Below are 23,172 nucleotides of genomic sequence, written 5' to 3'. Positions count from 1 at the left end.
CTCAAGCTATATTAGCTTGAGGGTTATTTATTGCAAAGATATTTGCTTAGCTGAACCTTTCTTCTTTAGGAGAGATAGTCCTAAAAAGGAGAGAGGAACTTGAAAAAACTTAATATCAAAACTATGGTTGCCATCGGAATGCTAAGCAGCATCTCTTACGTATTAATGCTGCTCAATTTTCCAATCCCGCCGTTTCCGCAATTTCTGATGATTGACTTCAGCGATATTCCTGCATTAATCGCAGCGTTAATCTTTGGTCCAGCAGCAGGGATTTTAGTGGAACTTATTAAGAATATTCTTGATTACTTCATGACAGGGAGTGCAACAGGAGTACCTGTAGGACATATTGCAAACTTTGCCGCTGGCATCTTGTTCGTCCTGCCAACTTATTATGTGTACAGTAAGCTGAAAACAAAAAAAGGCATGACGTTTGGACTTGTAATCGGCACAATGGTTATGGCTGTCATAATGAGTGTACTTAATTACCTTGTAATTCTGCCGGCATATACATTCTTTCTTAATTTCCCTGCAATGTCAGCACCTGAAATGAGAACAATGATTGTGACAGGGATCTTGCCATTCAATATTATAAAAGGTGTAATCATTTCTTTTGTTTTCATGCTTATTTTTACACGCATGAGAACTTGGGTGGAGAAGCAGGCTGTTATAAAAAGCGCAGCTTAATAATATATAAGTTTAAAGCAGCGGCAAATGTGCCGCTGCTTTTTCTGTTCACTCCAAGCATGCTTGTTAAATGTAAATATAAAAAACTCCCTTTCATGATGAAAGGGAGCAGCAGCTTAACATAGGGTAAAGTATGGTTGAAGGATTATTCGTATTTAAGCGGATCGCCATCAAAAGCATCATCAGCTACTTTGATTGAATCGGTTGGGCAGCCTTCAAATGCATCCATCATATCATCAACTAATACATCAGGAATTTCAACGATACCCTGGTTATCATCAAGGGTAACGAAAGCGATGCCTTCATCATCATAATCATAAATGTCCGGTGCAGCTGCGCCGCAAGCTCCACATGCAATACATGTTTCTTTGTCAACAATTGTATACTTTGCCATGAAAAAAACCTCCCAAGATTTAAACAATTAATCGTCCATCAAGATGATGGTAACACATTCCTCACATCTATTGTAAAACTGAATGTTCAACTTTTCAATAGAAAATGTATTGAGAATGCTTATCACACAAGGGTTTAGGCATAATTTACCCTGTGGAAAAATAATTAAAACGGCCTGCAGATTTCTTTCATGATAAAATGGAAGAAGGACAACAAGCTTATTAAAACAAGAAAAAAATCTTTGGCCGTTAGGTGAAAAAAATGGAAAGATCTTATTTGAAAACTGTAATCATGTACTGTGTTAAAGAGTTACAGGGACAAAGAACTATATATTCTATTTTACATTTGCTCAATGGGAAAAAATCTTCCCAAACCATTCAAGATGCTCATTTATTTCAGCTAACCCCGCTTTTTAGAACATTTGGAAGTTTAAGCCGGGATGTTCTGGATCAACTTGCACAAGAACTTGTAAGCAGCTGCTGGATGGCTCCAACTGATGAAAAGCATTTCATTTTGACTTCAGAGGGTCAGGAAGAGCTGGGAAGGTCTCTTTTAGAATGTCCAATACCGTCTTCATTAAACGGATGGCTGTATCATAGTGCAGGCGACCTGTTTTGGGAGAGGATTACTCTTTTAATTCAGGTTATATCACATTTAAATAATAACAATGTAAAATACCTTCCGATTCAAAGAAAAAGAGATGTTCATGAATGGCTGAAATATTTTTTGAGAACATCTGGATTCGCCCGCAATGAAGTAGGAGTTGTGCTAAACAGGGAACTTTGCCAGTGCCTTGAAAGACTAAGTGATATTAATCCTGCTGTACTGACATTGAGGCTGACAGGCTATAACCGTATTGGCCTTACTGCTGTTCAGACTTCAGAACAGCTGGGAATCAGTCATGATTATTATCACCATCAGTTCCTTGGAGCCATTCATCATATCCTTGCAAGCGTAAAAGAAAATCCTGCCGAATATCCGCTTATCGATAAATTAGTGAGCGGGACAGGAAATGAAGTTCAGTTAACGTTGTCTGCCCAAAAAACATACACACTTCTAAAACAGGGACTGAACTTGGATGTTATAGCAAAAACGAGAAATTTGAAAAAAAGCACAATTGAGGATCATGTTGTGGAGATAGCGTTAAATGACAGCGGCTTTAATATCACAAGTTATGTTTCAGAAAAGAAGCAGAAATTGATTCTTCAAGCAGCGAACAGTGCTGATTCATTGCAATTAAAGCAAATACGTCAAATGGTGCCGGAATCCGATTATTTTGAAATCAGATTAGTCATGGCAAAGCTTGGAGAGGGACAATGAGATTAGAAGCGGTATTGCAGAGCAAATTTGGATATCCTGCCTTCAGGCCTGGACAAAAGGAGATCATAGAATCTGTGCTTTCAGGGAGGAATACTGTTGCCATGCTGCCTACAGGAACTGGTAAATCCCTTTGTTATCAGCTGCCGGGATATGTGATTGAAGGTCAGGTGATTATTATATCTCCTTTGCTGTCCCTGATGCAGGATCAGGCTGAACAGCTTATGATGAATGGAGAAAAAAAGGTGATTGCATTCAATTCCTTTTTAACCAGCGCAGAAAAGAAACAGGCATTGATTCATCTGAATCAATATAAGTTTATCTTTATTTCACCAGAAATGCTTTATTATGAGTCAGTACTATCACAGTTGAAAAAATTGCGCATTGCTTTATTTGTTGTGGATGAAGCTCATTGTATTTCCCAATGGGGATATGATTTCAGGCCCGATTATTTAAAGCTGGGGGAAGTCAGAAAAATTATAGGGAACCCGGTTACACTGGCATTAACTGCTACAGCTACCTCTGAAGTTAAAGGCGATATAAAAAAATCACTTGGCATACTGGATGATTGCAGTGAATTTATATACTCCGTTGACCGTCCTAATATTGCATTATCTGTAGAAAGGTTAGACAATTTCCGTGAAAAAACAGAGAGGCTTGTGGAGCTTGCTGAAATCCTTAAGGGGCCAGGAATTATTTATTTTTCCAGCAAAAAAAAGGCGGAACAATCAGCTGAGCTGCTTAGGGACAAAGGAGCAAAAAGAGTGATGGCTTACCATGGGGGAATGGACCAAGAAAGCCGTATCCTTGTGCAGCAGCAATTTATTCATGGACAGCTCGATCTTATTTGTGCTACAAGCGCCTTTGGCATGGGGATTAATAAAGATAATATCAGGTATGTAATACACTTTCATATGCCTCTTCAAATTGAATCCTATTTGCAGGAAATTGGCCGGGCAGGGAGAGATGGGAAGCAAAGTATAGCCATTATGCTCTATTCACCGGGTGATGAGCAGCTTCCCATACAGCTTGCAGAAAGTGAATTGCCTGACAAAGCACAAATTGATTGGATTATGGAATGGGTAGAAGAAAACCCAAATGCGATCCCGAATATCGGTCTATTTGAAGAGCAAATTAAGCAGCGTTCGGGTTTGACCGATGTTCAGTGGAGAATTTTTAATGATTTTTTTGATAGGAAAAGCAAATCTGGACTCGATTACAGAAGGATTCTGCAGGATATGAAGGGGTATTATGAAGGCAGGATCAAATTAAAAAGGGATAGCATTGAGGAAGTATATAAGTGGATCCACAAGAAGACATGTCGGAGAGAGAATATACTTTCCTACTTTGATGAGGGAAAAAATGCCTCAGTCCCATCCTGCTGCGATATTTGCGGTTTACAATTGGGAAATTTCACAAGAAATACAAATTCAGATAATCAGGAAAGCCCGCTGTATGATTGGAAAAATCATCTGGAATACCTCCTGATTCCAAGTGAGTGAACCAAAATGAGGAAAAGATACGCGGACATCATTAAGGAATTGACGGACAAGGAACTATTATTCCATCTTTATCTTACTCAGGTGCTTATTTTATCCATTTCTTTGATTCTGAGTATAATATTTTTTAATAGTTTTGAGGAGTTCCAAGCTCTTTTTGAATTCAATGATATAAACATTCTTGTAATTGGAGCGACAGCAGGAACGGCAGTTGTCCTGATTGATATCGTCTTAATGAAGGTTATTCCTGAAGTGTTATATGATGATGGAGGATTAAATGAGAAAATCTTCCAGAGACGCGGTTTTATTCAAATTGCTTTTATTGCTGCTGTGGTTGCGTTTAGTGAAGAACTTCTATTCAGGGGAGTCATTCAGACCCATTTCGGCATTGCCGTTTCCAGCCTTATTTTTGCGCTTGTTCATTATCGATATCTTTTTAATTGGTTTTTGTTTGTAAATATTATTACATTAAGCTTTTTAATAGGTTATATTTATCATATAACCAATAATTTGCTTGTTACGATTGTTATGCATTTTCTGATTGACTTTCTTCTTGGTATTCTTATTCGAAAACGCTACCTGAAAAAAACTAAAAGGAAAGCGGAAGAGGAGAATGCATTTAACGATCATTAACAGCAGCACCCAAATATACTTCTTATGATTTTTTTATTACAGGAAGGGATGAAACATGAATAAAGAAGACCCATATAGAGATCAAGCTGAAAGACTCCGTAAGAAGATCGAGCGAAAACAGGAAACGGATTACAGCGGGCAAAAATCCGCTTTGCCGCCACGGAGCCGTGTTCATCATGAAAAAAGAAAAAAGAGTAAATGGAAGGTTAAATACCCTGTTATTCGCCTGCTTGCTTTATTTTTTATCCTTCTGCCCATCACCATTTTCAGTATATATCAATATGTAAGTAGTGATAAAAGCATCAATGCCGGGTTAAATGCAGAAATTGAAGAAACCGGTTCTGAAACGGTCGTTTTTGCCACAAATGATGAAGGTAAAGGGACAACTATAGAAGTAAGAGAAGAGCCGGAATCCGAGGAACCTGCAAAACCTGAAAAAGCTGAGGGCGTTCAGGAAAAAGAAGATGCCAAAGTCCAGCAGGAAAAACAGGCCCCTCAAACGACTGATACAGAAGATAAAGGATCTGAACCCAATTCCAATAAGCAAGCCCAGCAAACCGCTCCAGAAAGTACAGACTCTTCCAAAACTGCCGGGACACAGGAACAGGAAGAATTAAAAACGGAAGGCAAAGTTGTTTACCATACCGTCAAACCAAAGGAAACAATCTTTAGAATTGCCATGACCTATTATAAATCCCAATCAGGAATTGAAAAAATAAAGCAAGCCAACAATTTGCCGTCGAATGAAATACAAACTGGCCAGGTATTAAAGATTCCGCTTGAGCAATAGAAGGAGCGGAAACAGATGAGGCTGCGCTCTCTCTTTCTTAGTCATATAATAATGTACAAGCTCATACATTATTGAGAAAGGGAGGGAGACTTTTGGAATCGCCGATTAGAATGCTTGACGATCGTACAGATCAGGCTACAAGGAAAATGCTTGAGAAAGTGGTAGAGAGAAAGCAAAAATTTAATCGATTCAAGTCATGGCATTTAATTGCCATGTGGGCAACTGTTTTTATTTCTTTTTTATTCTTTTTTTATATTTACAAAAGTGTCATGCAGCCCTACTCTTACTCGTTTGCTTCCATGTTTTCGGCTTTTGTCAGTAAGTCATCTAATTTTTATTTGCTCGTTTTTACGGTAGGCCTATACGGGCTTATGAATCTTCTGAGGGAAAAAAGAGAAAAAGCGGAAAAAGAATTTCATGCTCTAAGGTGTGAAATAATAGATAAGAGCAAAGACCTATGGAAAAAAGAAGATGAATGGAAAAACCGCCATACCGTTTTCGAAATGATGAAAAAAAATTATGATATAAATCTTTATCATGAGAATAAATGACACCACAGTAAATGGAAAAAGAAGCAGCCCTCTGCTTCTTTTTTGTTAAGTATCATTTTAAAAGAATTTCTTCTTATCCCGTTCTTCCTTAAGAATTTCCACGGCTTCTCTAAAGCGCTGGGAATGAATAATCTCTCTTTCTCTTAAAAACCGGAGTCCGTCATTTAAATCCGTGTCATCACTCATATTTATGATCCACTGATAGGTTGCTCTGGCTTTCTCTTCTGCTGCGATATCTTCGTATAAATCTGCAATTGGGTCCCCCTTTGCCTGGATATAAGTAGCTGTCCAAGGGACACCTGCAGCATTATGGTAAAACAGTGCGTTATCATGGTTAGCATAATGGTCACCGAGACCGGCGGCTTTCATTTGATCAGGTGTAGCGTCCTTCGTTAATTTGTATACCATTGTTGCAATCATTTCCAGGTGGGCAAACTCCTCTGTTCCAATATCTGTAAGGAGCCCGATTACCTTATCAGGTATAGAATAGCGCTGGTTCAAATATCTTAGGGCAGCAGCAAGTTCGCCGTCAGCCCCCCCATATTGTTCAATTAGAAACTTTGCCAGTTTGGGGTTGCATGTGCTTACCCTTACTGGGTATTGCAGCTTCTTTTCATAAACCCACATTCTTTCTCAGCCCCTTTCAAATGTCCGGATATATTCCTATTTAGCGCCTTCATACAAGAAGGCGCCGGGAAAAAAGTTTATACTTGCCAAGGCCACGGGGCATCATCCCAATTCCAAGGCTGACCGGAATAGCTGTGTCCAAATTGCATTAATGGACCATATTTGCTCTCAATGGCATTTCTCAGTTTTTTTCGTTCCTTTGCATAGTGATTGAATTGCTTAATGGCTTCAGTATCTTTGTTATGAGTGTCAAGGTATAGAGTAAGTTCAACAAGGACAAAATCCACAGCCTGGAGCTGTTCAAGAAGCTGATAGTAATCTGCCGGCAATTGTTTCATGGCTATTGTCCCTCCCTGGCTTTTTCATAGGGACTGTACCATGGATCATAGAAAGCCTTCCAAAGCGTTCCTGCTCTTAAAGCCTCCATTGGTGTAAATTGTTCAAGTCCTGGCGGCTGAAATCCCATATATAGATTTGGAGGAGTGGAATAAGTTTTGACCTTTATAGGAGTGCAAGGGTCAAACGGACTTATATAAGGATGCCAGGTTTTACGGAGTGTATTCATCATAATCCCTCCTTTTTATGCGTCATTGAAACTTATGAAAAGTGCAGTCTTTTTATGATTGTTTACTCTAATAAAAAGAAGGGAAAGTTCAGGTGATGGCGAAATTAAATGTTAGGTCTAATTAATATTACTCTGAGGTGATGGCAATGTTTGTGAAAAGTATCATGATCCCCAAACATACCTGTTATACAATCGGACAGGATGCACCATTGAAAGAAGCTCTGGCTCTGCTGGAGGACCATCAGATTGACGGGCTTCCTGTATTGGATGGCGACCAATATGCCGGCATAATTACGAGATATGGAATATATGAAAACTTCTTTTTGTCAGGTAAATCAAAGGAAGATTTCCTGGAAGGAACACTTGTCAAGGATATTGCGATTCATCAGGAGCAATATTTAAAAGGAAATGAGATTTTTGAAAAAACGCTTTTGGATTTAAAGGATTTCCCTTTACTTGCAGTTTTGGGCGATAATCGTAAATTTCTGGGCATTGTTACACGCTTTGATGTTCTCGCTCAATTCCAATCGGCCTTCGGAACCAATAAATCCGGTGTCAGGATTGCGTTTACTTCTGTAGAAGCGGAAGGGCGAATTGCACGTTTAGCCGAAATCGCCCATTATTTCCATGAACACATCATCTCCCTTGTTACCTTTGATGAAACAGACAAACTGGTCCGCCGCATTGTGATGAAGGTTGAAAAAAATAATAATATGGATAAGTTCATCAGCCGGCTAGAAAAATCCGGTTTCCGTGTTCTGGACATAACTGAGGATTAATGTAAATATAGTCAACAAAATAAATCCTTCTCATACACTTTGTATGGGAGGGATTTATCTTGTTTTTTATTTTGCTGAAGCTATTTACAGGGTTTATTAGCGGCATATTATTTATTAAATTTTTTCCGGTGTCTATTCCAATGGGCATCTCGGATATGATTGTCATTTTTGTACTGGAGCCGGCTGGCTTCGTCATGGGAATGACTTTTTTCCTTATCTCCTTTATAGCCAACGCAGAGATCATCAGAAGTATCATCGAGTGGACTGCCAGGCTTTTAAAAAATATGAGGTCATTAAAACATATTGATGCTTTATTTGGGCCTTTGCTGAGTTTATTGCTTATTGGAGGCTTTTTTGTTTTGTTAGTCCTTTCGCCATGGGAAGCATTTGCCCTTTTCTGTTTTTCAGTAATTTATGGTATTATTTCTTTAGATTTCAAGAAAATCAATCTTGCCGAAGACTGATTGAAGGCGATTGATTGCAGGAGGATTTATGATATACCTAATAGCTTTGGCCCTAATGGGCGGTGCGTGTTTACTAATGTATATGCTTAGGGAGGCATTTGCAGATAGAGTTGTATATAAAGAGCTTTCTTTTCCTGAATTTCCTGAAAGCTTCGGTGAAATAAAGCTTTTTTTTATTTCGGATATTCATAAGAGGACGGTGTCAGAAACGGTAATCGGGGAGATTAAAGAAAAGAAGCCTGACCTGGTCATCATCGGCGGCGATCTCTTGGAAAAAGGAGTCCCTTTTGAAAGAGTAAAGAAAAACCTTATGGGTTTAAAGACATGCGGGCCCGTCTATTTCGTTTGGGGGAATAATGACTATGAAGCGGATTACCACCAGCTCGATGCTCTGCTTCTAGAATGTGGAGTAAAAATTCTTGATAATACTGCCCTTTCATTTGAATCAATTGAAGGAGAACGTTTTATTTTGATGGGAACGGATGATCTCAGCAAGGACAGGGATCGGCTCGACCTGGCACTTAAGGATGCGGGTTCAGGAGGGTTTCGGGTGCTGGTAAGCCATGATCCAAGAATCATTAACAGTATAACAAAAGAACAAAATATTCACCTGGTCTTAAGCGGCCACACTCATGGCGGGCAAATTCGTATTTTCGGGTTTGGTCCTTATGAGAAGGGTCGGATAAAAGCGCTGCCGCAAACAACCATTCTGATCAGCAACGGCTATGGTACGACCGGTGTGCCATTGCGGCTCGGGGCAAAGCCGGAAACTCATTTCATTACTCTTAATAAAAGCTGAAAATAAAATACACCCAGATTTTACAGTTCCAACGGCGGTTTTTTATAATTAGTAATGAATGGAGGGCTGGGTATGGCAACTGAAGAAGGAAAATATAATATTAAGGCTGTATCTAAGATGCTCGGCATTCAGCCAGGAACGTTAAGAGCATGGGAGAGACGGTATCAAATTGTTGCTCCAAAGAGAAATGAATCTGGCCACAGGCTATATACAGAGGAACATATCAAAGTGTTAAAATGGCTGATCAGGAAAGTGGATCAGGGTTTTTCCATAAGCCAGGCTGTTTCCCTTCTGGAAAATAAGGAACTGAATGCCGAGCCGCTTCAGATGAATAAGGAAGGTGATCGGTCTGGTGCCCTGGCCAATGAGCTGCTTGAAGCTCTTCTTCAGTTTAATGAAACAAAAGCACATGATTTAATTAATCAGGCTTTCAGTTTTTATACAATAGATAAAGTCCTTATTGATATATTAGGCTCTCTTCTTGTGAAAATCGGACATCAATGGGAAGAGGGGAAAATAACAAGTGCCCATGAGCATTTTGCCTCTTCCATATTAAGATCCAGAATTGGGATGATTCTGCATTCTTTTCCCCATAACGGAGTCCTGCCAAAGGTGATAGCAGTCTGCGGACCAGGTGAAGCTCACGAATTAGGGCTTTTAATTTTTACTTTATTTCTGCGCAGAAGGGGATTTGAAGTCGTTTACCTTGGGACAAGCATCGCTGAGGAAGATATCGATACTGTGATTGAGATTGTTAAACCTAAATTTGTATTTTTATCCTGTACGATGAAGTCCAACGTACCAGAAACCCTTAAACTGTCAGAGAGACTTGCAGAAACTTATGGAAAATTGAATGTAGGCATTGGGGGATTCGGCATTGATACCCTTAGTAATGAAGATAAGACGAAGTATGAACAGTTTATTCCCGGCAGTTCCACAAATGAATGGGAAGAATGGATTAGAGAACGGCTCCAATAACATAAGATCTGGCGGTAAATTGCCGGGTCTTTTCTTTTTAACCATACAAATTAAGACGACTCACAAACTTCGCAATGTTTCATACACTAAATCAAAGAGTTGGTTCAGGGCAGGGGGCTTATTATGCGCTTAGAACGTTTGAATTATAATAAAATCAAAATCTTTCTCACATTAGATGATTTAAATGATAGAGGACTGACTAAGGAAGATGTCTGGAAGGATTCACTTAAATGGCATCAGCTTTTTCATGAGATGCTGGAAGAAGCAAGTGAAGAATTCGGTGTAGACATTCAGGGTTCAGTTGCTGTGGAGATATTCTCCATGCAGGCTCAAGGAATGGTTATGATCGTTACAATGGAGGAGCAGATGGATGATGAAGAGCTCCTTGAGGATGGTTTTATTGAAATGCAAGTAACTGTTGAGGGCAGTGAAGATATATTATTCGAGTTCCAGGATTTTGAAGATGTAGTTCAAATGGCTAAAGAGCTGAATCGTGTGCAGATTGAGGAGGGAAGCCTATATTGTTATAAAGAGAAGTATTATTATCATGTTATTGACATAGCGGGAGAAGACATTCCCAGAGTAATTGCCATATTAGCCGAGTACGGTGATTCAGCCTTTACCAGCATATATATAATTCAGGAATATGGGAAAGCACTTATCGAGTCCAAAGCAGTAAAAGAGCTGGTGAAATACTTTTCATAAGATTGAAAAGGGGGAAATCCTCTTTTTTTTTTGAACAAAAGCAACCTCGTTTTTGCAGGTTTCCACAGAGATTAGCAGGGAGGATGAGTGCAGGGAAATGCAGTGATTTGGATTAAATGGTCATGAACTATATAAAAATTGGGTAAAACAAGTATAGTCAATTGTCTGCAGTAATAGCATAAAAATGGAAAAGTCTTTAAATAAACAGTAAAGAGGGAAATGGGATGTTTCTTTTAGGCTAAACCGGGAAAACGGGTACTAGGAGTAAACAGAAAATTCCCTTTAATACCAAGGCTGAGAGCGGTTTCATGAAAATATTAAAAAATGAGGAAAAGTACATTATTCTTCTTGCATAAATTAGGCAAAGGTGTATACTAATCCATGGAAGCGGACAACTAATGAAAGTGATTTTTCTAGGAGGTTTACAAATGGTAGCCGAGAAAGGTACTGATTCAAATAAAGCTGAAAAATTGGACGTCTTAAGGTCGACTCAAACTGTCATACATAAGGCTTTAGGGAAGCTGGGATATTCTGATGAGGTCTATGAGCTTCTAAAAGAGCCAATTCGCATGATGACAGTGAAAATTCCTGTACGGATGGATGACGGAACAGTAAAAGTCTTTACTGGCTACCGGGCCCAGCATAATGATGCAGTTGGTCCTACTAAAGGCGGTATTCGTTTTCACCCGAATGTCACTGAAAAGGAAGTAAAGGCACTGTCAATCTGGATGAGCTTAAAATGCGGAATTGTGGATCTTCCATATGGCGGAGGAAAAGGCGGAATCGTTTGTGACCCTCGCGATATGTCCTTCGGTGAGTTAGAGCGGCTAAGCCGCGGGTATGTACGGGCAATCAGTCAAATTGTGGGACCGACAAAGGATATTCCTGCACCTGATGTATTTACCAATTCGCAGATCATGGCATGGATGATGGATGAATACAGCCGGATTGATGAATTTAACTCTCCAGGCTTTATTACTGGTAAACCACTTGTACTAGGCGGCTCACATGGAAGGGAATCAGCAACAGCTAAAGGGGTTACAATTTGCATCCGCGAAGCTGCAAAGAAAAAAGGCATTAACCTTGAAGGTGCAAGAGTTGTTGTTCAGGGATTCGGTAATGCTGGAAGTTTCCTCTCAAAGTTTATGCATGATGCTGGTGCAAAGGTTGTTGGCATTTCAGATGCTTATGGCGGTTTATATGATTCAGATGGCCTTGATATCGATTACCTCTTGGATCGCCGTGATAGCTTTGGAACTGTGACAAAATTGTTTAATGATACAATTACAAATAAAGAGCTGCTTGAACTTGATTGCGATATTCTGGTTCCTGCGGCCATCGAAAATCAGATAACAGAAGAAAATGCACATAATATAAGAGCGAGCATTGTAGTGGAGGCGGCTAACGGCCCAACTACTTTGGAAGCAACACGAATTCTTACCGAGCGCGGAATTCTGCTAGTGCCTGACGTGCTGGCTTCGGCCGGAGGAGTAACGGTATCATATTTCGAATGGGTGCAAAACAACCAGGGATATTACTGGACCGAAGAAGAAGTAGAAGAAAAGCTTGAGAAGGTAATGGTTAAGTCATTTGATAATATTTATCAGACCTCCCAAACCCGCCGAGTGGATATGCGCCTGGCTGCTTATATGGTTGGTGTGAGAAAAATGGCGGAAGCTTCAAGATTCCGCGGATGGATTTAATTATAAATCTCCATTGGTGAAAGTAAGACATTTGAATAATTATAAAAAATCTCCTATCATAAACTGATGGGAGATTTTTTATAAACTTAAACATGGAATTTTTTTCCTTGGTATTGATTAAGGAGTGAGAACCTTGAATATAGACGTTATTATTGTTGGCGGAGGACCATGCGGATTGGCAGCTGCCATAGCCCTTCAGGAAGCTGGGAGAAACCCGCTTGTTATCGAAAAAGGCAATATTGTAAACGCAATTTACAACTATCCAACACACCAAACCTTCTTCAGCACGAGCGAAAAGCTTGAAATCGGCGGGGTACCCTTCATAACGGAAAATTATAAGCCTAAGAGAAACCAGGCGCTAACTTATTACCGGGAAGTTGTGAAGAGAAAAGGCATTAAGATAAATGCCTTTGAAAAAGTTCTCAAAGTAATTAAAAATCCATCTAAGCTATTTGAAGTAGAAACAGATAAGGCGACTTATACCGCCAATAACGTAGTAATTGCTACAGGCTATTACGACCATCCAAATTACATGGGAGTTCCAGGAGAGGATCTGCCAAAGGTTTTTCACTATTTCAAAGAAGCCCATCCTTATTTTGATAAAGACGTAACGGTAATTGGCGGGAAAAACTCAAGCGTGGATGCTGCCATCGAACTGGTTAAAGCAGGAGCCAGAGTTACGGTGATCTATCGTGGAACAGAATATTCACCCAGCATAAAGCCATGGATTCTCCCTGAGTTTGAGTCCTTAGTCAGAAATGGAGTCATCAAGATGGAATTTAATGCCCATGTGAAAGAGATCAGTGAAAATAAGCTGACCTACATGGCGGATGGCCAGCAATTTGATATTAAGAACGACTTTGTATTTGCCATGACCGGCTACCATCCTGACCATGAATTTTTAAGGAGTATGGGAATTCAAATAAATGAAGAAACAGGCCGCCCTCAATTTAATCATGAAACGATGGAAACGAATGTCCCTGGAATATTTATTGCGGGTGTAATAGCTGCCGGAAATAATGCCAACGAAATTTTTATTGAAAATGGCAGATTTCATGGCGGACAAATAGCAAAAACTATAATTGATAAAGGCAATAACAAAGGCTGATCACATGTGATCAGCCTTTGTTATTGCCTTTTTATATTTGGAAAATCCTTTCGATATTTTGCTGGGTTTCCAGTCCGATTAGCAGTTTAATTCTTGCTTTTTGCCCGTTTAGTCCATTTGAGAAAATAACACCCATATCCTTTAGATGCTTTCCCCCTCCGTCATAGCCATATACATCTTGTGCAATTCCATTGAAACATCGGGAAACCAGTACAATCGGAATGTTCTTTTCTGTTAGAGCCTTAATGCCTTCAATTGTGGCTGGAGGCAAATTACCTTGTCCAAGTGCTTCAATCACAACTCCGTCAAAATCTAAATCACCTATCGCATAAAGCAGAGAAGAATCCATTCCGGCAAATGCTTTAATAAGTGTGACTTTTTTTACAATTGCATCCAAAGGGTAATATTCTCTATTTGTGGGAGTATTATGGAATAATACACCTCTCTTTGTGACTATTCCGATTGGTCCATATTGCGGGCTTTGAAAAGTAGATACATTGCTTGTGTGTGTCTTTGTCACATTTTCCGCAGTATGAATTTCATCATTTAGAACAACTAGAACCCCTTTGTCTTTTGCTTCTTCACATGAAGCTACGCGAATGGAGGAAATTAGGTTGTAAAGTCCGTCAGAGCCAATTTCATTACTTGATCTCATTGCACCAGTAACAACGATGGGAAGGGATGTTTTAACAGTCAGGTCCAAGAAATAGGCTGTCTCTTCTAGTGTATCTGTCCCATGGGTAATGACTACGCCGCTAATTTTTTCCTTTGCCAGTTTTGTTTCAATGATTTCCTTCAATTTAAGCATTTCTCTAGGTGTTATGTGCGGTGAAGGGAGATGAAAAGGCTCTTCAACCAGTAATTCTGCAAGGGAAAGCAGTTCCTTTGTTTTTTCAGTTAATGGATTATTATCTGTTGGCTTAACAGCACCAGTTGCTGCATCCTCACTCATTGAAATGGTGCCTCCAGTGTGTATAACAAGTATCTTTTTTTTCTCCATGTTAATCCCCCAATTCTAGCTTTGACTCAAAATATGATGCGAAATATTTGTTTTCCAATATTTGAATAATCATTTTAATTCTTTCTATATCATGATACGATTAAGGAAACAGATTGAAAAGAGGGCAGCTCATGCTGGGAATATTATCCGCTGGCATCGCGCCGGGGTTGGCATTATTAAGCTATTTTTATTTAAAAGATCAATATGAGTCTGAACCCATATCAATGGTTTTTAAAACTTTTTTGTTTGGTGCTTTGCTCGTGTTCCCCATTATGTTCATCCAGTATGTTTTAGAGACTGAAGGGGTGCTGCAGTCTAGTTTGATGGATGCATTTCTGTCATCAAGCCTGCTGGAAGAATTCTTTAAATGGTTTATATTATTTTATACTATCTATCAGCATATAACATTTGATGAACCATATGATGGAATTGTGTATGGTGCATCTGTATCACTTGGCTTTGCTACTGCAGAAAATATCTTCTATCTCGTCGCTCTCGGTGTGGAACACGCTCTTGGAAGGGCCTTGCTTCCGGTTTCCAGCCATGCTCTTTTTGGTGTTATCATGGGCTATTATATAGGAAAAGGAAAATTCTCGGCAACCTCTACAAAAAAATGGATAGCCTTTTCGCTATTTATACCTTTTCTCCTTCACGGTATTTACGACTACATCCTGATCTCTCTAAAACATTGGATTTTTATCATGTTTCCATTTATGATCTTCCTTTGGTGGCTGGGCTTAAGAAAAGTCAAAAAAGCAAGGGCACATAGTGTAAACCACATGGATAACCAATTTGATTTACAGAAAACTCTCCATTCCTGATGGAGGGTTTTTTATTTTGCGAAAATAAACCAAAAGCAAAAAGACTCAAGTTATTGAATAAAAAGCCAAGGACTACAAAAAATAGGGTCAATGAAAAAAGATTGACTTTTGGAGGTTAAAATCCATGAAAAAGAATTTTTTGGCAGGAAAGGTTTTACTCATAATCTCCCTTTGTGTTCTAGGAATTCCTTTGAGCGGGAATATGGACAAAGCTAATGCCTTTTCCAACCAGGTTATCCAGCACGGAGCAGTGGGAGATGATGTAATCGAGCTTCAGTCCCGCCTGCAGTATTTAGGATTCTACAATGGGAAAATCGATGGAGTGTTTGGGTGGGGAACCTATTGGGCACTCAGGAATTTTCAATATGAATTCGGCCTTCCGATAGACGGGCTTGCTGGCCAGGAAACAAAAAACAAGCTTGTAAAAGCATCCAAGTATAATGAACAGTATGTGAAAGAACAAATTAATAAGGGCAATAAATTCACCCATTACGGCGGGGTGGACACTGAAAAGCAGACTAAGCCTCAGCAAGGGGGATCTTCCGGGGGAACGGCACAGCAGGAAGCTCCTAAACAGCCGACTGCTGCAAATGTGCCTAACGGATTCTCAGAAAATGATATACAGTTAATGGCCAATGCGGTTTATGGAGAATCAAGAGGGGAGCCGTATACAGGTCAGGTGGCAGTTGCCGCAGTCATCTTAAACCGTGTAGACAGTGCATCATTTCCGAACACTGTTTCTGGCGTTATTTTTGAGCCGCGTGCTTTTACGGCCGTTGCCGATGGCCAGATATGGTTAACGCCGAATGAAACAGCAAAAAAAGCCGTCCTTGATGCCATTAATGGATGGGACCCAACAGGCGAGGCACTGTATTACTTTAACCCGGATACAGCTACAAGCGGATGGATTTGGACACGGCCGCAAATCAAGCAGATTGGAAAACATATATTCTGTAAATAGAGGGGTGAATGATCATGCTTAGAGGAATTCTCATAGGCGTACTTGCACTGGGTGTTGCCGGTACAGCGTTTTGGGGTTATCAGGAACACCGGGAGAAAAATGCAATCCTAATTAATGCCGAAAATAATTATCAAAGGGCATTTCATGATTTAACTTACCAAATTGACCTATTGCATGACAAAATCGGAACAACCTTAGCAATGAATTCGAGAGCTTCACTATCACCTGAATTGGCAGAAGTATGGAGATTAACTTCAGGAGCGCACTCAGATGTTGGCCAGCTGCCTCTCTCGCTTCTTCCTTTCAATAAAACAGAAGAGTTTCTATCCAATATCGGAGATTTCAGTTATAGGACAGCAGTAAGGGATTTGGAGAAAGAACCTTTATCGGATAAAGAATATCAAACACTAAAGCAGCTCTATAAACAGTCGGCTGATGTTCAGCAGGATTTGCGCAAAGTTCAGCATATGGTGCTTGAAAAGAACTTACGGTGGATGGATGTAGAAATGGCGCTCGCCTCCAATGAGGAAGCTGCAGATAATACAATCATAGATGGATTTAAGACAGTGGAAAAAACGGTTGAAGGCTATGGAGAGACAGACTTTGGACCTGCATTTGTAAATATGCAGAGGAAGGATGAAAATTACAAATATCTTAAGGGTAAAGAAATAACAGAAGAAGAAGCTGCACGAATAGGTCAGCAGTATGCAAAGTTGGGGAATAATGTAAATATTAGAGTGACTGAAAACGGCAAAGGGTCTGATTACGGGTTTTATAGTGTCAGTATTCAAAATAAGAAAACAAAAGAAGAAGCAAACATGGATATTACTAAGAAAGGCGGCTATCCTATCTGGTTTATACTGGATCGGGAAGTAGCGAAACAAAAGGTAAGCCTTAATGAAGCAAGCAATAATGCGGTTAAATTTCTGAAAGACAATGGCTTTAAGGACCTTGATTTATTCGAGAGTGCCCAGTATGACAATTTAGGCGTATTTACCTTCGTGTCCAATCAGGATGGCGTAAGGATTTATCCGGACTCCATTCGTGTGAAAGTTGCGCTTGATAATGGCAGAATGTCAGCCTTTTCTGCTGAGGATTATTTAAAGGCTCATCACCAGAGAGAAATTCCTGAGCCTTTAATCACTGCAGAAGAGGCGAGAGCCAAGGTGAATCCCCAGCTGAAAGTCATGGAAGATAGACGGGCAATCATCATTAATGATTTAAATCAGGAAGTTTCCTGTTATGAAATTCTAGGCACATTGGGTGAAGATACCTACAGAATCTATATAAACGCAGAAACAGGACAAGAAGAAAAAGTAGAAAAGCTAAAAAATGCTGAACCAGTATTTGAAGATGTACTGTAGAGAAAGCCGGATAGGCTTTCTTTTTTTGCCTTAAAAAGCATTTGGGCCTTTTTACCCAAATCTTTTAAAAATGCTATTGCAGGATTCTTTTATACCGGTCATAATGAAATGACAAGATTATCCTTTTAATAAGGGGAAGTGAGTCAGTGTGATAAATATTGGAGAGACAATGCTGCTCGAATTAACATACTCTGAAAAATCCGAGAAATATAAATGCAAGCTTGTTGAAAGAGAAGGAAATAATTTATATATTGATTATCCGATAAAACAGGAAACGAATAAAACTGCATTCCTGCTCGATGGAACCCAGCTGAAGGCAACCTTTTTGGCTGAAGATGGGACGGTATATCTTTTCGAAAGCGAGGTTATGGGAAGAGTTAAGCTGAAGATCCCGATGATGGTTTTATCATATCCGGGGGACGAACATTTGGTGAAAATCCAGCGGCGTCAGTTTGTCAGGGTTGAAACACCAGTTGATGTTGCTATCCACCCGGAAAGTAATGAGTTTACTCCTTTTGTATCAATTACGGATGATATTAGTGCGGGCGGTGCTGCAATCATCGCACAAACGAGCAGCTCTTTAAAAGCGAGTATGCAAATACAAACTTATCTCGTATTAGCTATGCAGAACGGCGACAATTATTATTTACGGCTTAAAAGTAAGGTAATCAGAGTTTCTGAACCCCAAAATGGAAAATCGTTTATTTCTGTTCAGTTTTTGGAGGTAAGCCCCCGGGATAGACAATTGCTCCTGCGATTTTGTTTCGATAGGCAGCTGGCAATGAAGAAAAAAGGCCTGGAAATATAAATAAAGGAATATTTTTTATAATCATCTCTCATAATAGATGGTGAAGTCTATTGGCTTATTCTTATTTTATCAGTTGGAGAGATGGCATTGATGAAAACGGTGGAGAGGATTATTCTAAAGTTAATTATTCTGCAATTTGTTTTCTTGCTTTTCACACAATTTTTCTTTCATCGTATGGAAGCTTTTCCGGAATTAAAGCAGCTGACTCAGTATGAGGGTGTTACAGATCAGAATTTCACTGAGCTGCTTGAAACGTTCAGGAAAGATTATTAGCAGGCAGGCGCCTGCTAATTTTTTGTTCTGGCGTCAGATATATCGATTTATAAGCCTTTCAGGGGCTATTTTTAAAAATTTGCAAGACTTAAAAAACAGTTTAATTATGCACTGATGCAGACTTGTTATGTTAAAATAAAGCTGAACGAACCTGGGGAAGAAGCGGCCAGGGGTACAGGAGGAACTATGAGCAAACGTATATCAATTGCAATTGACGGCCCAGCTGCTGCAGGGAAAAGTACAGTAGCGAAGATTGTGGCAGAAAAATTATCTTACATATATATTGATACTGGTGCCATGTATCGCGCCTTGACTTATAAAGCTATTCAGAAGAATGCAAGTCTTGAAGATGAAGCTTCTCTTATGGAGATTCTAAACAATACAGTTATTGAACTGCAGCCAGGCGAAAAAGGGCAATTAATTTATCTGGACGGGCTGGAAGTGACAAATGAAATCAGGACTTCTGAAGTGACAAATTCTGTTTCTATAGTCTCCATGCATAAGCTTGTTAGAGAAGAAATGGTATTGCGCCAGCAAAGCTTTGCTTTAGATGGAGGAGTGGTAATGGATGGCCGGGATATCGGAACCCATGTCCTGCCCCATGCAGAAGTAAAGATTTTTCTTTTAGCCTCAGTTGATGAAAGAGCTGTTAGGCGTCATAACGAAAATATCCAGAAGGGATATCCATCTGATCTTGAAAAGCTAAAGGAAGAAATTTCCTTAAGGGACAAACTGGACTCTGAGCGTGAAATAGCTCCCTTAAAGAAAGCAGATGATGCAAAAGAGATTGATACAACTTCTTTGTCAATTGGACAGGTAGTCGATAAGATAATGGATCTGGCTATTGAAAGGATTGGTTCAAAGTGAATCTCTATTCTTTTGCCAAAGCAGCAGTCTATGGAGTTCTAAAACCCATTTACAGATTTGAAGTAATTGGGAGAGAGAACTTTCCTGCTGAAGGGGGCGTCCTTTTATGCTCCAATCATATAGATAATCTCGATCCTCCGGTAGTCGGCATTAATGCTCCAAGGCCAGTTTATTTTATGGCCAAAGAAGAGCTCTTTAAGGTACCCGTCCTGGGGAAAATTCTTCCCGATTTAAATGCATTTCCTGTCAAGAGAGGAATGAGTGACAGGGAGGCATTAAGAAAAGGGCTTGGAATCTTAAAAGAAGGAAATGTTTTAGGGCTGTTTCCAGAGGGTACTAGAAGTAAAACGGGGCAGCTGGGTAAAGGGCTGGCGGGTGCAGGTTTTTTTGCTCTCAGGTCAGAAGCGCATGTCGTTCCCTGCGCCATTATTGGCCCCTATAAAGCTTTTTCTAAATTGAAAGTTGTTTATGGTAAACCAATTGATATGAAAGAGCTAAGGGAAAAAAAGGTTTCGGCGGAGGAAACCACCGAAATGATTATGTCAGAAATACGTAAATTAATTGAAGATTATTCATAGACCTTCTTGCTTGACAAAAAACTTCTTTTGTAAGAAGTTAGTAAAAAGGCATTTTTTAAAAAGGCGAAAATATTCGAAAAATAAGGCTGTCCTTTACTTTGAACTTCAAGAATTATCTAGCGCAAGCAGCCTAACCCCTTGAGGTCACAGGCTTGGCTTGTTTCGGGCGGTCCTCCCAAAAAGGCAATCTTTCCGTGAGGCCGTCTGTGCTTGTCGGGGGTGGGCAAGGCGCTTGCGCTTTTCTTATGAGGGCAGGAAGAGACATTCAACTACAGTTGAAAAATAGCCTGCAAAATAAATAGCTATTCGAGTATTTCTGCTGCTGACACAGGGTTCTTGCCTGGATGGCAGGCAGTTGAATACAGATTAAAAATTTAAAAGCAGCCATTGGATTAAGGAGGAATACATATGTCAGAGGAAATGAATCAAGTAGAAGTTAAAAATTTTGAGGTGGGTGACAAGGTAAAAGGCCAAGTTACCAAAGTGGAAGAAAAGCAAGTCATTGTTGACCTTACTGACAGCAAATTGGATGGGATTATCCCAATCAGCGAGCTTTCAAGCCTTCATATTGAAAAAGCAGGCGATGCGGTCTCAGAAGGAGATGAGCTCGAGCTTGAGGTTTTAAAAGTGGAGGAAGAAGCCCTTATTCTTTCTAAACGAAAAGTTGATGCTGGTAAATCATGGGAAACCCTTGAGAAGAAATTTAATGAGGGCGAAGTTTTTGAAGCAGAAATAAAAGATGTTGTTAAAGGCGGCTTAGTAGTAGACTTGGGTGTGCGCGGATTTGTTCCTGCTTCCCTGGTTGAAGCTCACTTTGTTGAGGACTTTACTGATTATAAAGGCAAAACGATGACATTTAAAATTGTAGAGCTTGATAAAGATAAAAATCGCCTGATTCTTTCTCACCGTGCTGTAATAGAGGAAGAAAAAGGAAAACAGAAGCATCAAGTGCTTGAATCCCTTCAGGCAGGTCAGGTTTTGGATGGAACAGTTCAAAGAATTACTGACTTTGGAGCATTTGTTGATATTGGCGGGATTGATGGTCTTGTCCATATTTCCCAGCTTTCTTATGAGCATGTAGAGAAGCCTTCAGATGTTGTGGAAGAAGGCCAAAAAGTGAAGGTTAAAGTATTAAGTGTAGACCGGGACAATGAACGCATCTCACTTTCCATTAAGGAGACTTTGCCAGGGCCGTGGGATAACATCAGTGAAAAGGCTCCTAAAGGAAGCACTCTTGAAGGAACAGTAAAAAGACTTGTGTCTTATGGAGCATTTGTTGAAGTTTTCCCAGGTGTGGAAGGCCTTGTCCATATTTCACAAATTGCGCATAAGCATATTGGAACTCCTCATGAAGTATTAAGCGAAGGACAAGAAGTAAAAGTAAAGGTTCTTGATGTGAACGAACAGGACCAGCGCCTGTCATTGAGCATCAAAGATCTTCTTGAAAAAGAACAGGAAGAAGTGACTGACTACGAACTTCCTGAAGAAAACAAAGGCTTCTCGCTTGGTGATATGATAGGCGACCAGCTAAAGAATTTAAAAAAGTAATGGTGATAAATTTTGTCTAGATCAAAACGTAAATGGGATCATATCCAGCATGCTTTGGCAACGGGCCAAAACAGCAATACCGGTTTAGAGGATATTGCATTTATTCATCAAAGTCTTCCTGATGCGTTTCTTGATCAGGCTGATTTAGGCACTTCAATTGGCGAACTTTCATTAAGTTCGCCAATTTTTATAAATGCCATGACAGGGGGCGGAGGAGAAAGAACGGTTCAAATTAACCGGGATCTCGCCCTTGCTGCCAGATCCACAGGCCTTGCTATGGCAGTGGGGTCTCAAATGTCTGCACTGAAGGATCCCGGTGAAGCAGAATCCTATAGGGTTGCCAGGAGAGAAAACCCCAGTGGAATTATTTTTGGCAACTTAGGCAGTGAAGCTACAATCGATCAGGCAAAAGCAGCGGTGGATATGATTGAAGCAGATGCATTGCAAATTCATTTAAATGTAGTCCAGGAATTGACCATGCCTGAAGGTGACCGTGATTTCCGGGGTGCCCTAAAAAGAATTGAAAATATCGTCTCCCATTCTGAAGTTCCAGTAGTTGTAAAAGAAGTGGGATTTGGCATAAATAAAGAAACAGTTTCAATGCTTGCATCAGCCGGTGTTACAGCAATCGATATTGGCGGATTTGGCGGAACGAATTTCTCCCGCATAGAAAATGCAAGAAGAGATAGACTGTTAACGTTTTTCAATGAGTGGGGAATCCCGACGGCTGTCTCCATTGCAGAAGCTGCATCTTTGGGAAAAGATATTGCTGTCATAGCTTCGGGGGGCATCCAGACAAGCCATGAGATAGCTAAGGCAATTGCTCTTGGGGCAGGAGCTGCAGGGATGGCGGGATACTTTTTGAAAGTTCTCATGAAAGAAGGACTTGAAGCACTCATTGAAGAGATTAACAATATGAATACCGAATTGAAAGTGATCATGACTGCCTTGGGGGCAGCAAACATCGCCCAGCTTCAGCAGTCTCCAATTATCATAACTGAAAGGACCCATCATTGGTTGAATGAACGTGGCATTGATACAAAGGCATATTCTCAGCGGATAATACAAAAATAAAACTCTTGTCAAATGACGAGAGTTTTATTTTTGCCTTCAGAGGCGTGTATATTAGATATTTGACCTTCGATAACTGTCCTGCTTCACAAATAACGCTTCGACAGGATGATCAGCGCACGATTAATAGCGTTAGCTTTTAAGAGGAGCGCCTAACCCCCTCGAGGTCACCAGCTTGTCCAGTTTCGGCTCCCAGCCGCCTCCACATTTCGGGCAAGCCTCCCAAAAAAGCAAAAACGCCTTTCCGGGAGGCTCGTCTTGTGCTTAAGGCCTACAGGACAAGGTA

27 protein-coding genes are annotated in these 23,172 nt (G+C 40.1%); 22 read left to right on the top strand and 5 right to left on the bottom strand.

Features of this window, described 5'->3' with window-relative positions; all coding sequences use genetic code 11:
- Positions 1 to 99: 99 nt before the first annotated feature.
- Positions 100 to 684: an ECF transporter S component gene (locus DFO72_RS01460; protein ID WP_113884492.1), complete on the top strand. Its 585-nt coding sequence runs from the start codon at positions 100 to 102 to the stop codon at positions 682 to 684.
- A 145-nt stretch (positions 685 to 829) separates the two neighbouring features.
- On the opposite strand, the gene DFO72_RS01455 is transcribed toward DFO72_RS01460, so the two are convergent.
- A complete protein-coding gene (locus DFO72_RS01455; protein WP_009332793.1) occupies positions 830 to 1,078 on the bottom strand; it encodes a ferredoxin in 249 nt (82 codons plus the stop codon).
- 260 nt (positions 1,079 to 1,338) lie between these two features.
- On the opposite strand from DFO72_RS01455, the gene DFO72_RS01450 reads away from it, so the two are divergent.
- From DFO72_RS01450 to DFO72_RS01430, 5 genes are all read left to right on the top strand, one after another.
- The gene (locus DFO72_RS01450) at positions 1,339 to 2,397 is read left to right on the top strand and encodes a helix-turn-helix domain-containing protein (protein WP_113884493.1); all 1,059 of its coding nucleotides are present in this window, start codon (positions 1,339 to 1,341) and stop codon (positions 2,395 to 2,397) included.
- Positions 2,394 to 3,896 carry a RecQ family ATP-dependent DNA helicase gene (locus DFO72_RS01445; protein WP_113884494.1) on the top strand — a complete coding sequence of 501 codons (1,503 nt, stop codon included), beginning with the start codon at positions 2,394 to 2,396 and terminating at the stop codon, positions 3,894 to 3,896. The genes DFO72_RS01450 and DFO72_RS01445 overlap by 4 nt, the downstream gene beginning before the upstream one ends.
- Positions 3,897 to 3,902: 6 nt before the next feature.
- Positions 3,903 to 4,526 (top strand): CPBP family intramembrane glutamic endopeptidase, encoded by a 624-nt coding sequence (locus tag DFO72_RS01440; RefSeq protein ID WP_113884495.1) that lies wholly within the window; start codon positions 3,903 to 3,905, stop codon positions 4,524 to 4,526.
- 55 nt (positions 4,527 to 4,581) lie between these two features.
- Positions 4,582 to 5,316, top strand: coding sequence for a LysM peptidoglycan-binding domain-containing protein (locus DFO72_RS01435; RefSeq protein ID WP_113884496.1), 735 nt, complete (start codon positions 4,582 to 4,584; stop codon positions 5,314 to 5,316).
- Between the two features lie 92 nt (positions 5,317 to 5,408).
- A complete protein-coding gene (locus tag DFO72_RS01430; RefSeq protein ID WP_113884497.1) occupies positions 5,409 to 5,867 on the top strand; it encodes a YpbF family protein in 459 nt (152 codons plus the stop codon).
- A 57-nt stretch (positions 5,868 to 5,924) separates the two neighbouring features.
- On the opposite strand, the gene DFO72_RS01425 is transcribed toward DFO72_RS01430, so the two are convergent.
- From DFO72_RS01425 to DFO72_RS01415, 3 genes are all read right to left on the bottom strand, one after another.
- Positions 5,925 to 6,494: a manganese catalase family protein gene (locus DFO72_RS01425; RefSeq protein WP_113884498.1), complete on the bottom strand. Its 570-nt coding sequence runs from the start codon at positions 6,492 to 6,494 to the stop codon at positions 5,925 to 5,927.
- 77 nt (positions 6,495 to 6,571) lie between these two features.
- A complete protein-coding gene (locus tag DFO72_RS01420; RefSeq protein ID WP_113884499.1) occupies positions 6,572 to 6,832 on the bottom strand; it encodes a spore coat protein CotJB in 261 nt (86 codons plus the stop codon).
- A gap of 2 nt (positions 6,833 to 6,834) precedes the next feature.
- Positions 6,835 to 7,059 (bottom strand): spore coat associated protein CotJA, encoded by a 225-nt coding sequence (locus DFO72_RS01415; protein WP_113884500.1) that lies wholly within the window; start codon positions 7,057 to 7,059, stop codon positions 6,835 to 6,837.
- Positions 7,060 to 7,205: 146 nt separating this feature from the next.
- Here DFO72_RS01415 and DFO72_RS01410 point away from each other — a divergent pair, with 146 nt between their 5' ends.
- From DFO72_RS01410 to DFO72_RS01380, 7 genes are all read left to right on the top strand, one after another.
- Entirely contained in the window at positions 7,206 to 7,838 is a 633-nt protein-coding gene (locus DFO72_RS01410; protein WP_113884501.1) for a CBS domain-containing protein, read from the top strand.
- 59 nt (positions 7,839 to 7,897) lie between these two features.
- Positions 7,898 to 8,302, top strand: coding sequence for a hypothetical protein (locus DFO72_RS01405; RefSeq protein ID WP_113884502.1), 405 nt, complete (start codon positions 7,898 to 7,900; stop codon positions 8,300 to 8,302).
- A gap of 28 nt (positions 8,303 to 8,330) precedes the next feature.
- Entirely contained in the window at positions 8,331 to 9,101 is a 771-nt protein-coding gene (locus tag DFO72_RS01400) for a metallophosphoesterase (RefSeq protein ID WP_113884503.1), read from the top strand.
- 72 nt (positions 9,102 to 9,173) lie between these two features.
- Entirely contained in the window at positions 9,174 to 10,079 is a 906-nt protein-coding gene (locus tag DFO72_RS01395) for a MerR family transcriptional regulator (RefSeq protein ID WP_113884504.1), read from the top strand.
- A gap of 123 nt (positions 10,080 to 10,202) precedes the next feature.
- Positions 10,203 to 10,784, top strand: coding sequence for a genetic competence negative regulator (locus tag DFO72_RS01390; protein WP_113884505.1), 582 nt, complete (start codon positions 10,203 to 10,205; stop codon positions 10,782 to 10,784).
- A 428-nt stretch (positions 10,785 to 11,212) separates the two neighbouring features.
- Entirely contained in the window at positions 11,213 to 12,487 is a 1,275-nt protein-coding gene (locus tag DFO72_RS01385; protein WP_113884506.1) for a Glu/Leu/Phe/Val family dehydrogenase, read from the top strand.
- A 133-nt stretch (positions 12,488 to 12,620) separates the two neighbouring features.
- Positions 12,621 to 13,595 carry a YpdA family putative bacillithiol disulfide reductase gene (locus tag DFO72_RS01380; protein ID WP_113884507.1) on the top strand — a complete coding sequence of 325 codons (975 nt, stop codon included), beginning with the start codon at positions 12,621 to 12,623 and terminating at the stop codon, positions 13,593 to 13,595.
- Between the two features lie 31 nt (positions 13,596 to 13,626).
- Here DFO72_RS01380 and DFO72_RS01375 read toward each other — a convergent pair whose 3' ends face one another.
- The gene (locus DFO72_RS01375) at positions 13,627 to 14,595 is read right to left on the bottom strand and encodes an asparaginase (protein ID WP_113884508.1); all 969 of its coding nucleotides are present in this window, start codon (positions 14,593 to 14,595) and stop codon (positions 13,627 to 13,629) included.
- Between the two features lie 131 nt (positions 14,596 to 14,726).
- On the opposite strand from DFO72_RS01375, the gene prsW reads away from it, so the two are divergent.
- The 9 genes from prsW (at position 14,727) to fni (ending at position 22,889) form a co-directional block, all read left to right on the top strand.
- On the top strand, positions 14,727 to 15,416 hold the full coding sequence (gene prsW, locus DFO72_RS01370; RefSeq protein ID WP_113884509.1) for a glutamic-type intramembrane protease PrsW: 690 nt from the start codon (positions 14,727 to 14,729) through the stop codon (positions 15,414 to 15,416).
- A gap of 124 nt (positions 15,417 to 15,540) precedes the next feature.
- Entirely contained in the window at positions 15,541 to 16,377 is an 837-nt protein-coding gene (sleB, locus tag DFO72_RS01365; RefSeq protein WP_113884510.1) for a spore cortex-lytic enzyme, read from the top strand.
- Positions 16,378 to 16,391: 14 nt separating this feature from the next.
- Positions 16,392 to 17,741 (top strand): germination protein YpeB, encoded by a 1,350-nt coding sequence (ypeB, locus tag DFO72_RS01360; protein ID WP_113884511.1) that lies wholly within the window; start codon positions 16,392 to 16,394, stop codon positions 17,739 to 17,741.
- Between the two features lie 148 nt (positions 17,742 to 17,889).
- Complete coding sequence (locus DFO72_RS01355; protein WP_113884512.1) at positions 17,890 to 18,549, top strand: flagellar brake protein; 660 nt, start codon at positions 17,890 to 17,892, stop codon at positions 18,547 to 18,549.
- Positions 18,550 to 18,639: 90 nt separating this feature from the next.
- The gene (locus DFO72_RS01350; protein WP_113884513.1) at positions 18,640 to 18,822 is read left to right on the top strand and encodes a YpfB family protein; all 183 of its coding nucleotides are present in this window, start codon (positions 18,640 to 18,642) and stop codon (positions 18,820 to 18,822) included.
- 186 nt (positions 18,823 to 19,008) lie between these two features.
- A complete protein-coding gene (gene cmk, locus DFO72_RS01345) occupies positions 19,009 to 19,689 on the top strand; it encodes a (d)CMP kinase (protein WP_113884514.1) in 681 nt (226 codons plus the stop codon).
- The gene (locus DFO72_RS01340; protein ID WP_113884515.1) at positions 19,686 to 20,267 is read left to right on the top strand and encodes a lysophospholipid acyltransferase family protein; all 582 of its coding nucleotides are present in this window, start codon (positions 19,686 to 19,688) and stop codon (positions 20,265 to 20,267) included. The genes cmk and DFO72_RS01340 overlap by 4 nt, the downstream gene beginning before the upstream one ends.
- Positions 20,268 to 20,675: 408 nt before the next feature.
- Complete coding sequence (gene rpsA / locus DFO72_RS01335) at positions 20,676 to 21,815, top strand: 30S ribosomal protein S1 (protein WP_113884516.1); 1,140 nt, start codon at positions 20,676 to 20,678, stop codon at positions 21,813 to 21,815.
- A 12-nt stretch (positions 21,816 to 21,827) separates the two neighbouring features.
- Positions 21,828 to 22,889, top strand: coding sequence for a type 2 isopentenyl-diphosphate Delta-isomerase (fni, locus tag DFO72_RS01330; protein ID WP_113884517.1), 1,062 nt, complete (start codon positions 21,828 to 21,830; stop codon positions 22,887 to 22,889).
- The last annotated feature ends 283 nt before the right edge of the window (positions 22,890 to 23,172 follow it).

Source organism: Cytobacillus oceanisediminis (genome assembly GCF_004366035.1).
GTDB classification, from domain to species: domain Bacteria; phylum Bacillota; class Bacilli; order Bacillales; family Cytobacillaceae; genus Cytobacillus; species Cytobacillus oceanisediminis_C.
This window is presented reverse-complemented; position numbering and strand designations above follow the sequence as displayed.